This window comes from Mucilaginibacter sp. CSA2-8R, from assembly GCF_038806765.1.
GTDB lineage: Bacteria > Bacteroidota > Bacteroidia > Sphingobacteriales > Sphingobacteriaceae > Mucilaginibacter.
Genome location: NZ_CP152389.1, coordinates 3,218,496 through 3,233,245 on the forward strand (window position 1 = coordinate 3,218,496; position 14,750 = coordinate 3,233,245).

At 48.0% G+C, this 14,750-nt stretch carries 12 protein-coding genes; 7 read left to right on the plus strand and 5 right to left on the minus strand.

Annotated elements, in window-relative coordinates; all coding sequences use genetic code 11:
* Nucleotides 1–444 precede the first annotated feature (444 nt).
* Nucleotides 445–2,715: a GH92 family glycosyl hydrolase gene (locus AAGR14_RS13745; RefSeq protein ID WP_342644796.1), complete on the plus strand. Its 2,271-nt coding sequence runs from the start codon at nucleotides 445–447 to the stop codon at nucleotides 2,713–2,715.
* A gap of 175 nt (nucleotides 2,716–2,890) precedes the next feature.
* Here the strand turns inward: AAGR14_RS13745 and AAGR14_RS13750 are convergent, their stop codons facing one another.
* The 4 genes from AAGR14_RS13750 to AAGR14_RS13765 form a co-directional block, all read right to left on the minus strand.
* Complete coding sequence (locus AAGR14_RS13750) at nucleotides 2,891–3,943, minus strand: TerY-C metal binding domain-containing protein (protein WP_342644797.1); 1,053 nt, start codon at nucleotides 3,941–3,943, stop codon at nucleotides 2,891–2,893.
* 89 nt (nucleotides 3,944–4,032) lie between these two features.
* Entirely contained in the window at nucleotides 4,033–4,668 is a 636-nt protein-coding gene (locus AAGR14_RS13755; RefSeq protein ID WP_342644798.1) for a VWA domain-containing protein, read from the minus strand.
* Nucleotides 4,669–4,686: 18 nt separating this feature from the next.
* Nucleotides 4,687–5,355 (minus strand): TerD family protein, encoded by a 669-nt coding sequence (locus AAGR14_RS13760; RefSeq protein WP_342644799.1) that lies wholly within the window; start codon nucleotides 5,353–5,355, stop codon nucleotides 4,687–4,689.
* A 7-nt stretch (nucleotides 5,356–5,362) separates the two neighbouring features.
* Nucleotides 5,363–5,938, minus strand: coding sequence for a TerD family protein (locus AAGR14_RS13765; RefSeq protein ID WP_342644800.1), 576 nt, complete (start codon nucleotides 5,936–5,938; stop codon nucleotides 5,363–5,365).
* A 285-nt stretch (nucleotides 5,939–6,223) separates the two neighbouring features.
* Between AAGR14_RS13765 and AAGR14_RS13770 the strand changes: the two genes are divergently transcribed.
* The 4 genes from AAGR14_RS13770 (at nucleotide 6,224) to AAGR14_RS13785 (ending at nucleotide 9,671) form a co-directional block, all read left to right on the plus strand.
* On the plus strand, nucleotides 6,224–6,754 hold the full coding sequence (locus AAGR14_RS13770; RefSeq protein ID WP_342644801.1) for an NAD(P)H-dependent oxidoreductase: 531 nt from the start codon (nucleotides 6,224–6,226) through the stop codon (nucleotides 6,752–6,754).
* Nucleotides 6,755–6,903: 149 nt separating this feature from the next.
* Nucleotides 6,904–7,848 (plus strand): hypothetical protein, encoded by a 945-nt coding sequence (locus AAGR14_RS13775; RefSeq protein ID WP_342644802.1) that lies wholly within the window; start codon nucleotides 6,904–6,906, stop codon nucleotides 7,846–7,848.
* Between the two features lie 49 nt (nucleotides 7,849–7,897).
* Complete coding sequence (locus AAGR14_RS13780) at nucleotides 7,898–8,881, plus strand: glycosyltransferase (protein WP_342644803.1); 984 nt, start codon at nucleotides 7,898–7,900, stop codon at nucleotides 8,879–8,881.
* Between the two features lie 448 nt (nucleotides 8,882–9,329).
* Nucleotides 9,330–9,671, plus strand: coding sequence for a hypothetical protein (locus AAGR14_RS13785; RefSeq protein ID WP_342644804.1), 342 nt, complete (start codon nucleotides 9,330–9,332; stop codon nucleotides 9,669–9,671).
* A gap of 350 nt (nucleotides 9,672–10,021) precedes the next feature.
* Here the strand turns inward: AAGR14_RS13785 and AAGR14_RS13790 are convergent, their stop codons facing one another.
* The gene (locus tag AAGR14_RS13790; RefSeq protein ID WP_342644805.1) at nucleotides 10,022–10,381 is read right to left on the minus strand and encodes a helix-turn-helix domain-containing protein; all 360 of its coding nucleotides are present in this window, start codon (nucleotides 10,379–10,381) and stop codon (nucleotides 10,022–10,024) included.
* A 78-nt stretch (nucleotides 10,382–10,459) separates the two neighbouring features.
* Between AAGR14_RS13790 and AAGR14_RS13795 the strand changes: the two genes are divergently transcribed.
* Both AAGR14_RS13795 and AAGR14_RS13800 read left to right on the plus strand, forming a co-directional pair.
* Nucleotides 10,460–11,341, plus strand: a complete 882-nt coding sequence (locus AAGR14_RS13795) for an NmrA family NAD(P)-binding protein (RefSeq protein ID WP_342644806.1) — start codon at nucleotides 10,460–10,462, stop codon at nucleotides 11,339–11,341.
* A gap of 977 nt (nucleotides 11,342–12,318) precedes the next feature.
* Nucleotides 12,319–14,730 (plus strand): ABC transporter permease, encoded by a 2,412-nt coding sequence (locus tag AAGR14_RS13800; RefSeq protein ID WP_342644807.1) that lies wholly within the window; start codon nucleotides 12,319–12,321, stop codon nucleotides 14,728–14,730.
* Nucleotides 14,731–14,750: the final 20 nt, after the last annotated feature.

Sequence of the window (14,750 nt, forward strand, 5' to 3'; positions counted from 1 at the left end):
ATCATTCGTCAAACTTTCAATTGCACCACCCCTTTCATCGCTGCCGCAAGCCTCTGGCTTGTGGTCCACTGGTATGTGAACATGCGTTGTTACGGGCAGTTTAAACTTCAAGCCAAAGTCTTGCGGTAGCAAAAAACTTCACATCTCCTAAGTATCTCTAATCCTTCAGCTCAACGCCCCCAATCTCCCTTCAATCATTCCCCGTCTCCTGTGGCAAATCCAAACCCAATTTTTTTGACTTTTATTGAGAGCGGTTTTACAGTAAAATCTCAACGCGTACCAAAACAGGCCAATAAACAATAGATTTTTATTCTATAAACAACTGAAAAGTCTCTTGATCTAAGATTATGCTTGCTTAAGTAAATCGGTTTAGCTAAATTTGTTTCTTCTTATACCATTATAAACATCTTGACATCAATCACCTTCGTTTTTTCATTTACAAACATGGGAAGTAGTTTTAAAAGCCTTATGGCAGCGGTGTTGTTATGCTCTGGCATGCAGGCCACTGCGCAAGATTATGTGAAATATGTAAACACATTGCAGGGTACTTATTCTACCGCCGATTTATCATATGGCAGTACATACCCTACGGTAGCCTTGCCTTACGGAGAGCATTTTTACTCAGTGCAAACCGGTAAAAACGGCGACGGCTGGAAATACCAGTACCAAGCCAAAAAAATACGCGGTTTTCAGCAGGTGCACCAGTGCAGCCCTTGGATGGGTGACTACGCCACATTTTCGCTGATGCCGGTTGAAGGCAAACTGGTAGTTAACGAAGACGAACGCGCCAGCGCGTTTAAACACAGTAATGAACATGCCGGTCCGGATTATTACAGCGTAAACTTTGATAATGGCATATCGGGCGAAATCACGCCGGCGGAGCGTGCCGCTTATATGCGCTTTAAATTTACCGGCAAGGATGATGCCTACCTGGTTTTTGACGGCTACACTGGCAAAGCCGATATCACCGTTTTACCGCAAGAGCATAAGATTATTGGCTGGACCAGAAATGGCTACTGGTTTCCGGGCGAGTTTAAGGGCTTTTTTGTAATTGAGTTTAACCAGCCCTTTGTTAGCCATGGTACCTGGGCCAATAAAGGTAAAACCATTACGGCGGGCCAAAGTGCCATTGCCGGTGATGCTGTAGGCGCTTACCTGCAATTTAAAAAGGGGGCAACCGTGCTGGCTAAAGTATCTATGTCATACATCAGCCCCGAGCAGGCCGCACTTAACCTTAAAACAGAATTTAAGGGTAAAGAAGGTTTTGAGCAAACACGCATCGCTGCCCGCAAAACCTGGAATGATTTGCTGGGCCGTGTAGCGGTGGAGGGCGGTACCGAAGAAGAAAAGGCAACGTTTTATTCGTGCCTGTTTCGTTCCAACCTTTTTTCGCGCAAGTTTTATGATATCAATGAAAACGGCAAACCCTACTACCGCAGCCCTTATGATAATAAAATACACGACGGCTACATGTATACCGATAATGGTTTCTGGGACACCTTCCGCACCCAGTTTCCATTAGATAATATTTTGCATCCCGAAATGCAAGGACGCTACATGCAAAGCTTAATTGATGCACAGCAGCAGTTTGGCTTTTTCCCTACGTGGTCAAACCCCGGCATGTCGGGCGTAATGATTGGTAACCACGCTATTTCGCTATTAACCGATGCCTGGGCCAAGGGTATCCGCAACTTTGACCCGAAGGCCGCGCTGGCCGGTTACTTAAATGAGGCTACCAACCGTGGCGTGGGCGGATCGAGCGGTCGCGAGGGCTGGAAAGACTACTTTACACTGGGCTATATGCCTGTGAATGATGTGGGCGAGAGCGCTGCCAAAACCCTGGAATATGCCTATGATGATTTTTGTGCCTATAACCTGGCCAAAATGACCGGTAACAAGTTTTATGAAGACATCTTCAAAAGGCAGACGTACAATTATAAGAACATTTATGACCCAACCGTAGGCTTTATGCGCGGCCGTAAACGTGATGGTACCTGGGTGCCCGAAAAATTTAACCCGCGCGAATGGGGCGGGGCCTTTACCGAAGGTAACTCGTACCAATATAGCTGGTCGGTTTTTCATGATCTGAACGGCCTGATTACTATGATGGGCGGCGAAAAAACGGTGCAGGGCAAGCTCGATACCTTTTTTACTACGAAAAATGATTTTATTGTAGGTTCGTACGGGCACGAGATTCATGAAATGACGGAGATGGTAATAGCCAATATGGGGCAGTATGCGCACGGCAACCAGCCATGTTTCCACATCAGCTACATTTACAATTATCTTAAGCAGCCCTGGAAAACCCAGTACCGTGCGCGTGCCGTGATGTCCAAATTATACAACTCGGGCCCTAAAGGTTTTCCGGGCGATGAGGATCAGGGCGCAATGTCATCCTGGTATGTGATCAGCGCCATGGGCCTGTACCCTGTTACGCCGGGTATCGACCAGTTAAACATCAGCAGCCCGGTGTTTAACAAAGTAACTATCACACTCGAGAACGGTAAAAAGTTCATTATTGTGGCTAACAACAACAGCAAAAGCAACGTGTACATCCAATCGGCTAAATTAAACGGCGTAGCGTTTAATAACAACTATATTAAAAACAGCGATATCATGGCAGGCGGCACGCTGGTTTACCAAATGGGAAGCAAGCCTAATACTACTCGGGGCATTACCAATCAAAACGCACCTTTTTCGCTTACGGCTAAGTAAGCTAAAGGTGTGTTTTGATGAAACCGCTCAGCATCGTTCTTTTCTGTCTGGTGCTTTTTGGTTTCTATACAGGTATATAACTGGCTTGTACCTTGGCTTTAGTTAAATACCTCGTGCCGCAAAGTTGAGCGATAAGCCTATGGTTTGTGTTGTCACAAATCATTCTCCATTGCCCCTACCCCTGCGTACGCCCCACATCAAAACTTCCACCAGGGCCGTAGGTGTTTTGGGCGCCGCAATGCGGGCAGGTGTTGGTGGGGTTATTGTCGCCGGTGCAGTGTATTTGCTTGCACGAGCATAAGGCCAGGGCATAGGTGTTGCCGCAGCACGGGCAGTGCGGAAAGCCGAGCAACCCAGCCGCGTTTACGGTAAGTTGCTGTTTTTTTTGGTCAGACAGCTCGGTGTACGTTTGGTCTACCTGGTAGGTGCCCACCAGCTGGTAGGTCAGCGTGCTCAGGTCCATGGCGGGCAAATCCGACGGGATAATGTTTTTTTGATATTTGATAAGGTATGGCCGTTTGGTGTTTTGGCATTTGCCCTGTAATATCACGTAGTTGTTATCTACATACCGGGTGTTATCCGTGCTTTTGGTAAGGTCAATTTTCGACAGCGTTTGCTGGTCAATCTTTTTCAGGTCGATGCCGGACGCATTTTGCTCCACGCCGATGCTGCTGGTTTTGATAGAATCGCTCACCCACCTAAAAAACTGTTTGTAGGCATCCGGCGTGGCGTTTTTAAACAGCAGCACGTTTTCGGTAAGTTCGCTTAGCAGGCGGGTATCGGTGTCGGCACCAAATGATACGGCTATCAGGTTTACCTCGCGCTGCCAGTTTTGCTTCCACTCCTGCACGGCGGCGGTGGTATCTTCGGTGGGCACGCCATCGGTAAACAAAAATACAATGGGTTTCCAGTCGCCTTTGCGCTCGTAGGTGTTTTTAACCGTGTTTTTGCGCAACTCGTACATCAGGTGACCCAAACCCTTGCTGAGCGACGTACCGCTACCCACCGGAAATTTAGGTGGATAAAAATTAATCACTTCCTGCAACGGCACCAGCGTTTTGGCCTGCCCGGCAAAAACGATGATGGATATCCAGGCCGTCTCGATGGCGTGCGGATCGGTTTTTAAAGCCTTTATAATTTCGGATAAACCCTCATCTACCTGGTGTATGGGTTCGCCAACCATCGATTCAGACACATCAATCAAAAAATATACAGGGAGCCGTCTCATGGGGTAAATTGGGTGGGTTTGGTTAGGGTGTTATTGTTAATTAAATTTTATAGGTGATACCATACATCACCCGGCGTTATGAAGCCAGTTTATATGACCAGATGAATTTCGCCGGGTGGCGGCGGCAGGTTTACGTTGCCGCTGGTGCCCGTACTTTTGTTGCCATGCTCAATAGTGTCTGATACCCACCTGAAAAACTGTTTAAGCGTGCTGCTGTCGGCCGTTTCGAGGTGCACTACCGTGTCGGTAAGTTCGAGCAGCATGGCATCGTTACTGAGGTAACCGGCGGCACACCCTACAATGGCTGCAAAGTTGAGCGATTTTATTTGAGGGATCATGCTGCGGTACAGCGATACGTCAGACGGTTTGCCATCGGTGATTAAAAACAGCAGCGGCCGCCAGTCGCCTTTTTGCGTGGCCGATCCGGTGCGGAAATCAGCCTTTACCTTGTTGTACAGCATCTCTAAAGCGTGCCCAGTGTGGGTGGGGCCACTTTGCGGACAAACAATTTCGGGCAACTGGAAGTCGGCCAGTTCGGTAAGCGGCACCAGTTCGGTTACCTCGCGGTTAAAGGTAATGATGCTGAGCCAAAGCGTTTCGAGCGTTTGCGGATCTGTGCGCAGCACGCTGAGCATACCGCGCAGGGCATTGTTGAGCGCCTCGATGGGCTCGCCATACATCGACCCCGAGGTGTCTAACAAAAAATAAACCGGTAACCTGCGCATGCTTTACTAACGCCTCAATTACATATACTTCTTCAATAGTTCGGTAAAGTTATCCGTTGGGTGCGGTTCGCCAATGGCCCTGAATTTCCATGAGCCATCCTTGCGGTACAGCTCGGCAAACGTCATGGAGCACATGCTGTTACAGGTAGCATCGCCCGACAGGCTGTACCTTGCAATCTCTTTACCACGGGCATCAACCGCACGTATAAACGCGTTGTCAACCATGCCAAAGTTCTGGTTATTGTGCCGCCCCTGGTAAATGCTTACCAAAAACAAAATGCGCTGGTACTGCTGCCCCAGTGCGTTTAGTTTCACGATAATTTGCTCATCGTCACCATCGCCGGCACCGGTGCGGTTATCGCCCGTGAGCCAGATGTGGCCCGAGGGGTGCTGCATCGAATTAAAAAAGATAATATCGCCGCCGTAAAGGTTTACCTCGCGCCCGTTGGGTGCCTGCGCCTTGCGGCCCAGGTTGGCCACCCTGCCGTTGGCATCCAGCAAAAAGGCAATGGCATCCAGGTCGTACTCTTCTTCCTGGCCGCCGCCAAAAAGCTTGCCTAAAAAGCCGGTATTTTTTTGCCGCACGTCCCAGCCTAAACCGAGGGTAACGGTGCTGAGGTCAAACTCTTCGCCCTGGTCGTTTTTACGCAGGTCGATGGTTTGGCCCTTAATTAAATTGATAGCCATGATGCTGTTATTTAATGATTTGACCTTTAAAATACTTGGCTAAAAAGAAGGCCAGGTCTTCGCGGTAGCCAATGCCCGAAGCTTCGAACTTCCAGCTGCCATCGCGCTTGTACAAGCGGCCAAACTCAATGCCCGTCTCAATCGAAAAATCTTCGCCCAGTTCGTACTTGGCAATTTCAGCGCCGGTCGAGTCGTCCACAATACGGATGTACGAGTCGCGCACCTGCCCGTAGTTTTGCTTGCGTACCAGGGCATCGTGAATGGTTACCACAAACAGGATCTCGCTGATGCGCGGGTCAACCAGCGACAGGTCGACCGAGATGATCTCATCATCGCCGTGGGCGCTATTGCCGCCTGTAGGGTCGTCGCCCGAGTGGTGCAGGGCGCCGTCGGGCGAGTCGGTATTGCCGTAAAAGATAAAAAACTCTTCGGCCGGAATAAGCCGGTTCTGGTCTATCATGATGGCCGAGGCATCCAGGTCAAAATCGTAACCGGTGCCCTCGTTAGGGTTCCATCCCAAACCCACACTTATTTTTTGCAGACCAATGTTAATGCGCTGGCCTTTTTGCAGATTAATTGCCATTTAAAGTTGTATTAGTTCTGGCTAACAGATACCGTTATAACAGCGTTATGTGCCACCCTGTTTCACCCTGCTCCTTGGTTAATGAGCTTAAGCGGTTAAGGTAGAATATAAATTTAAACCCGCCAATTTATTTAAAAAATTAAAGGAACGCCGACCGGTGACTTACATTAAGCCAATGATAGCTGGTTAACAGTCAATCTATTGAACGAATTAGGTGAATTTTTACTGCAAATTGAGCAAATACAGCTTACATTTGTGCCCGTATTTTTTTGAAGGTACCTGTTTATGAAAACGCTTGTAATTGTGATCCATCCGGATATGCCTAACTCTGTCATCAACAAAACGTGGAAGGAGGCACTGAACCAGCACCCCGACCGCTTTATGGTGCATGATTTGTATGAGGCTTACCCCGATGGCCGCATCAATGTAGCTACCGAGCAGCGACTGATGGAGCAGCACGATAAAATTGTGTTCCAGTTTCCGTTTTACTGGTTTAACTGCCCGCCCCTGTTTAAGCAATGGCTGGACGAGGTACTTACCCACGGCTGGGCCTATGGCAGCAAAAGCGGCTTTAAAATGGCGGGCAAAACCATTGCGCTGGCCGTATCACTGGGCAGCGACGAGCCCGATTACAGCTCCGGCGGTAAATATCAGTATACACTTGATGAACTGCTGCGCCCTTTTGAGCTGAGCTTTGACTATGTTAAAGCCAAATACCACCCGCCCTTTGCCTGGTACGGTATGGAGTACAACGCCACTGCAGAATGGGCCGAGCAAAGTGTGCCCGAATACCTGAAGTTTTTAGAGGCTTTGTAAGAGAAACGCCCCAAATTCACCAAACCGTTTAAATTTGTATTTTTAACGGCGCAACCAGGCCGGCACGCTTAGCACAATGCGCCGTGCAATTGGCGCTATAAGCTGGCCGATAAACGGTTGCGTGTAACCAAAGCCCTTTTACGTGAGCTATGTTTAAAAAGAGAAATACCGTTAGTAAGCTTTGGTTAAAACTGACCAACAAGCCCCAATACAAAATGTACAAGTGGGAGTTGGAGAACTATAAAAACGAACAGCTCACCAACTTTTTTACCGGTGCCAACCTTTTAGATACGCCCGATAAAATTATAGCCGCGGCCCGGCAGGATGGCTGCATTAATGTGATGCACAGCGGTAACGCCGGCGATGTTATTTACGCGCTGCCTACCATCAAGCAGCTGCACCAACTCACAGGTGCACCTATTAACGTTTATTTACGAACCAACCAGCCCATTGTGCTCTCGGGCCATGCATCACACTCTATGGGTGCGGTGATGCTTAACGAAAAAACAGTTTCGTTGCTTGCGCCGCTCATTGCTGCACAGCCTTACGTTAACAGTTGCCAGGTTTACCAAAGCGAAAAAATACACCTCAATTTTGACATTGTACGGTCTAAAACCATATCGCTGGGCAGTGGTAATATTGCGCGCTGGTACAGTTATTTTACCGGCATTACGCCCCAGTTGTGGCAGCCATGGCTCACTGTTAAGCCAGATGCGGCTTATGCTAACACCATAGTACTGGCCCGGAGCGAACGTTACCGTAATTCGGCCATCAGCTACGCTTTTTTGAGCCGCTACCCTAACCTCGTATTCATCGGCGTAAAATCGGAGTATGAGGATATGAAAAAAGCCATTCCCACCCTGCGTTGGGTGGAGGTAAGCGACTTTTTGCACATGGCACAGTTAATTGCAGGCTGTAAACTTTTCATCGGCAACCAGTCGTTTCCGTTTTCGGTAGCCGAGGCGCTGAAGGTGCCGCGGGTGCTGGAGGTGTACGCCAAAATTGCCAATGTAGTGCCCGAAGGACCCAACGCGTATGATTTTTATTTTCAGCAACACCTGGAATCGTTGGTTAAACAACTTTACAATGCCTGAAGCAGCGGCATATATCTTAAAACGTTTAGTGCGTATTTGAATATCACTCATGCTTAAAAAATCGGTCAGTATCATTATTCCTAACTACAACGGCCGGCAGCTGTTAGAACAGTATTTGCCGTATACCTTGCATGCCGTAAAAAACAGCGGTGCGGTTTACGAAGTTATTGTGGTAGATGATTGCTCTAAAGATGATTCGGTAGCCTACCTGCGCAGCCAGTATCCCGATATTAACGTGCTGGTAAACGCCCAAAACGGCGGATTTTCGTACACCTGCAACCAGGGCATACAGGCTGCCCGCATGGATCTAATTCTGCTCCTCAACTCGGACATCAAACTATCGCCCGATTATTTTGACCAGCAATGGAGGTATTTTGACCGCGAAGATACCTTTGGCGTGATGGGGCGCATTACCGACATAGATGGCCCGCGCATACAGGATGCTGCCCGCATGCCTAAGTTTAACGGCTTTAAACTAAAAACCGCCTACTTTTATTACCGTACCGACCAGCAGCCCGCCCTTACGCTGTACCTATCGGGAGCTAACGCCTTGGTTGATGCCCAAAAACTAAAGGCCATGGGCGGCTTTAACGAAACGTTTTCGCCTTTTTATGCCGAAGATTTTGAATTGAGCCTGCGGGCCTGGCGCCTTAATTGGAAATGTTATTACGAGCACCAATCGGTTTGCGGACACGAGGTATCGGCCAGTACCAAAAACTACAAAACTGCCCGCTGGGTAAAAATGGTATACTTTCGTAACCGCTACTACCTGCACGCCCTGCACCTGGGCCGGGCCGCATTGGCACTATGGTTTTTACAAATCACCCTCATCGACCTGCTGCCCAAAATCATCACCGGCAAATTTTGGATGCTCGAAAGCTATACCTCCTTCCTTAAAAACCTGTCGCAAATTAGCGGGCGCCGCAAACAGTTTAAATTCCTGATGCAGCAGCATCATAGTACCACCACCGTGAGCGATGTTTTTGAAACTATTAGTAAGAGTGTTGAGGGTGCTAAAGTGGAGAGAGTGTAAGTGATTTTTCATGTGCAGATGTGCGGGTGTGCAAATGTGCAGATGAAAACTAAGGCGTGATTTTTGAATGGGTGAATACCCACTACCGCGTAATTGCGAGTGTATGGTGTTTAATAAATAACTATACCTTGATTCTTTTAGCGGATGAAGCGGGTAAGAAAAACCTGCCCGCGGGCGGTGTGGTGATAGCACCAACCACAGGTTTAAATTTCAGTGGCTACTCGTGACCCAACCACATAGGCAAGAGTAGCCCTTGCTCTGCCTCGCCCGACATACCCACGCCAGTCGAGGGGCGGCCCATACCTCCACGCGCCACCAAAAATTTGCTGATGCGTCTTAATTACTTATTTTTATCAAAGTTAAACCCAACGCCATAACACCAAATATAGCCCCCGTAATGTTCCGGTTTAAAGTTTGCAAGTTAAGTTTCGCTTTAATTTTGTTTACCTTGGCTACTTGTAAAAACAAAGCCGGGAACGAATTAAATATATGCGTATATGGCGTATATAAACCAGATAGTTATATCGCTATCAAATTAGACGGCAACACGGTTTACAGCAAAACTATAACCGATAACAAATTTAGCGAACGGAGATTGCCTGCCATATTTACCTATAAAAACAAGGCTTTAATAACGCTGATGGTTAACGACAAGGACACTACTTTCACTTGTAATTTAGAAAAGAAAAACTATCTCAATATGGCCTTTTCCATCTTTCAAAATCAGTTTCAGGTGGTAAGGGTCGACTCGTTAACGTACCAAAAAAGCGGAGATGATGTTATATATTAACGTTAGCTTTCATAACGGATCTATTTCTTGCTCTGGCGCAGGTTTTAGAGTAGCTGATTGAGGAGTAGCAAAATCTGTCTGTGCGTAGTTTGGTAATAGCACCAACCACTGGCTGCGCATAAGGAAAGAACCAAGAGCCAAGAATCACGAGCCAGGAGCTATTTTTAGCCTATGGTTTGTGTTATCACGAACCATCAGCCATGCTAAGCAGCTGGCAAGAAAAACCTGTCCGCAGGTGGTGTGGTGATAACACCAACCACAGGCTACTAAACGAGCTTTTAATCAATCATTTACAATTCACTCATTGGCTTTCATCCGCACATCAAGAATTCGCTCAATCAATCACTCATTCATTCATTGGCTTCCATTACCCCGGTAGCCCAATGGGCCATAGCATCAATAACGGGCAGCAAACCACGACCGCTATTGCTAAGGCTGTAAACTACAAAAGGCGGCACTACGGGTTTGCTCTCGCGGATGATGATGCCGTCGGCTTCCAACTGCTTAAGTTGTTGTATCAGCACCTTTTCGGTAATGGCGGGCACTGCGCGCTTAAGTTCGCCGTAACGTTTGGGGCCTACTATTAAATGGTATAAAATTATAGGCTTCCAGTAATTACCAATACGCTCCATTACAAAGGTTACAGGGCATTGCTGCAGGGCTATGCGTTTATTTTCTTGTATGGTTGATGCTTCTTTAATGGCTGTCATGCATGCTTACTTTAGGGTAAGTACTTGTATAAAAGTAAGTACAAATATACCTTTGTTTCAACATAAAAAAAACAAACTATGAAAATTACCATCGCCGGTTCGTTAGGCAACATCAGCAAACCTTTAGCCCAACAGTTAATAAGCGCAGGGCATACCGTTACCGTAATTACCAGCACTGCCGACCGCCAGCCGGCCATTGAGGCACTGGGTGCGCAAGCCGCCGTAGGTTCGGTGAGTGATGCTGCATTTTTAACCCATGCATTTACCGGTGCCGATGCCGTTTATACCATGACGCCACCTAACATGGGCGGCGCCAACATTATTGCCAACACCGTAAACGCCGGGCGGGCTTATGCCCAGGCCATTATAGCAGCGGGTGTTAAAAGCGTTGTGATGCTCAGCAGTATAGGTGCCGACCAGCCCCAGGGCACCGGCCCAATCAGAGGCGTACATCAAATTGAAGAAATTTTCAGGCAACAGCTTACCGGCGTAAATATTACCTTTTTGCGGGCAGGCTTTTTTTATTACAACCTGTTTAATGATGCACCGATGATCAAAAACATGCACATCATGGGCAGTAATTACCCGGCCGATGCCGCTATGCCGCTGGTACACCCGCAAGACATTGCCGCGGCCGCTGCCGAAGAGTTACAAAAGCCAGGCCATGGCACCGAGGTACGCTACATCATCAGCGATGTAAAAACCGGGAATGAAATTGCCGCTGCACTGGGCCAGGCCATTGGTGAGCCACAATTACCTTTTGTTGAATTTACCGATGAGCAAGCCATGCAAGGGATGCAATCAGCAGGATTACCAACCGAAATGGCTGAGCTATATACCGAGATGGGCCGCGGTTTTCGCACCGGCATCATTCCCGGCCACTTCCGCAGCACCCATGCACCCGTTACCGGCAGCATCAAACTACAACAGTTTGCCCAGGAGTTTGCGCAAAAGTTTTAAGTTAGGCAAGCCAGTGATGTAGGTAAGTCATTTTTTCTCGTATGCAGCTTCTTTGAGTTTTAGGATGATGACTGGTTAAGCGCACTTAATCAGTAACTGCTCCTACCCCGCAAGTTTAAAAGCGTGGCTATGCATACAGTTACAGGCCTACTTATAACACGATAAAATTATGATTTGGGTAAGCTTAAGCATTAGGTTAATGGTAAGCAATGCTTGAGCGGCGTCTGTTCGTACCAAAAAGCAAATAGTAAATTTATTAATTGTTTAAATTGACTTTGCCCTGGTTGAGCTTAACGCTAAAGAGAGGCTGCAGTTCAAAAAAAGTGATAATATAGTATATTTTTGAGTATAAAGCCCGTTCGAATACTAAACTTCGAAAATAACAGACGAATTTGATTAGTTAAGTGTGTTTGTGGCTAATAGCTTATCTGTTTTAAGCAGACTTTATACTGTTATGATATACTATATTATCATTCAAGCTAATTAATACACAGACAGTAACTGTCTCCGTATTAATTGAGATTTTACTAAAGTGCAGAACACTTATTAGAAACATTTAAGAATTGGCCGCTGGAAGCAAAATATTTTACCAGAGAATTTTTGTAAGTCGGTGAGTCGGTCGAGCCAATAAGGGAATGAGTGAGTTGTGAATGAGTATATAATGGCCCCTCCTGTCATGTTGAGCGATAGCGAAATATGGTGATACTCGCGGTAAAATTAGGAATGTAGCTCTGCTTTCTGTATTCTTAATTCTATACTCTTGACTTCAAAATCTTGGCTCCTGGTTCTTGGCTCTTGGTTCTTCGTTCTTGGCTCCTGGTTCTTAGCTCTATACTCTATTCTCGACCCCCTCCTGTCCGCAAGCGCACCATAACACCGTCCGGTATCGTACAGTTATTACACTACACTGCATTGTAAATCAACACCTTAACACATGGCATTATATTTAAAGCTATTACCTTTAAAATTGATGCCTCATGTTTAAACACTTTTTACGCATAGCCAGCCGCAACCTGCTTAAACGCAAGTTTTACAGCTTTATTAATATTACTGGCTTAGCCATTGGTATGGCCTGCTGCCTGTTGATTGCGCTATACATTAAACATGAGCTATCGTTTGACCGCTACCACGCCAACCACGAGCGTATTTACCGGGTACTGCAAACTTACCGCAGCGTTGAAAAAGGCCAGAAACCCATCACCCCTGCCCCGCAAGATTATCAGGTTTGGGGTTGTGCGCCGGTTGGCCCTGCCCTGCAGGCCGACTTTCCGGAGGTGGAAACCGTAGCACAGATGATGAGCCCCCTGAGCCTGCTGCTGCAAACCGGCGACAAGCGCATTCAGCAGGATAACCTGATTTGTGCCGACTCGACCGTTTTTAAGGTATTTAGCTGGAAGCTGTTACAGGGCGATGCCCGCACCGCGCTTACCGCCCCGTATAGTATTGTACTGACTGAAGAAACCGCGCATAAACTTTTTGGCAACGTCAACCCGGTAGGCCAAACCCTGCACGCTAACAACAGCGAAAACCTGATGGTGACCGGCGTGGTGCAAAACGTGCCCTCTAACTCACAGGTTACCTTTAACGGTTTAATATCGATGGCTACGGCCCGCAAATGGCAGGCCTTTGCTTTTCCGTCATGGGGTTATGTAGATTTTTATACCTACGTGCTATTAAAAAAGAATGCCCGCATCGAACCTGTGCAAGCCGGTGCCGCTGCGTTTTTGAAACGCCGTAACCCCGAAGACCCTGGTTATACCATTGCTTTTGAGCCTTTAAATGATGCCTACCTGCACTCTAAGGCGCAACGGCAGCCCGGCCCGGTGGGCAGCATGCTCAACATCTACCTGTTTTTGTGCATTGGTGTTATTATACTGCTGATTGCCTGTGTCAATTTCATGAACCTATCCACCGCCCGATCGCTCGAAAGGGCTAAAGAGGTGGGTGTGCGCAAGGTGCTGGGCGTAACGCCGGCGGCCCTGCGCAGGCAGTTTTTGCTCGAGTCGTTCATTATTGCGCTGGTGGCCGGTGTGGCGGCTATGGCGTTTACCAAACTGGCTTTGCCGTTGGTGAGCCGGCTATCAGGCAAGGCCTTTGCACCAGACAGTTTATTTGGCGGGCAATTTGCCTGGTGGGTAGCCGCATTAATTGTTGTGACCGGTTTACTGGCAGGCACCTACCCCGCCTGGTTTTTATCGCGCTTCAGGCCAGTGGCGGTGTTAAAGGGTACGGTGCGGCCATCGCGCGGCAGTATGTCGCTGCGCAAGGCGCTGGTGGTTTTCCAGTTTACGCTTTCGGTAACGCTCATTGCCGGCACCATCATTGTTTATGCCGAACTGCGCTACCTTAACAACCACGACCTGGGTTTTAAGAAAGACCAAATGCTGGTCATTAATTTTGAGGGCGACCGGCAGGTGTCGCAAAACATCGACGCCATTAAGCACGCCATTGCCAACCAGCCCGGCGTGGGATCGGTAGCAGCATCGCGTGCTGTGCCCGGCGAATTTTTACCCAACGCGGGCACTAATATCGAGACCGCTAACGGTGCCATGATTAATAAAGACCCGCTTATTTACGAGATTGATTTTGACTTTATTCCTACCCTGCAAATCCCTATGGCAGCCGGCCGCAATTACTCGCGCGCTTTTACCACCGATAGTACCCAGTCCCTGCTCATTAACGAAGCCACCGCCCGGCTGTACGGCTACCGCAACCCGGCTGATGCCGTAGGTAAAAAGTTTGCCCAATGGGGCCGGCAGGGTATTATTATAGGTGTGGTTAAAGATTTCCACTTCCGCTCGCTGCATACTAAAGTTGAACCGCTGGCTTTGCGCTATGGTATGCCGCCCGACCTTAACCGTATCATTGTATCGGTAAAAGGCAACAAGGTAGCCGCCACGCTGGCCGCCATCGAAAAAACATGGAAAGCGGTAGCACCGCAACGCCCGTTTTTATATTACTTTTTAGACGAGCAGTTTAACCAGCAATACCAGTCTGAACAACATTTCGGTTACCTGTTTTCGCTGTTCTCGTTCCTGGCCATATTTATTGCCTGCCTGGGTTTGTTTGGCCTGGCCACGTTTACCGCGCAGCAGCGTACCAAAGAAATCGGCATCCGCAAAGTATTAGGCGCTTCGGTAGCCAATATTGTGGTACTCATTGCGCAGGATTTTATGCGCCTGGTAGTTATCGCCATCGTGATAGCCGTACCCCTTTGCGTACTGGTGATGAGCCGTTGGCTCAATGATTTTGCCTACCGGGTATCCATCAGTCCGGGCATCTTTGTGGCCACGGCTGCCATTGCGTTATTTATTGCCTTAACAGCTATCAGCTGGCAATCGGTTAAAGCTGCCTTGGCTAACCCGGTAAAGGCCATTAAGAATGAGTAGTGAAGCTAATGAGTGATGTT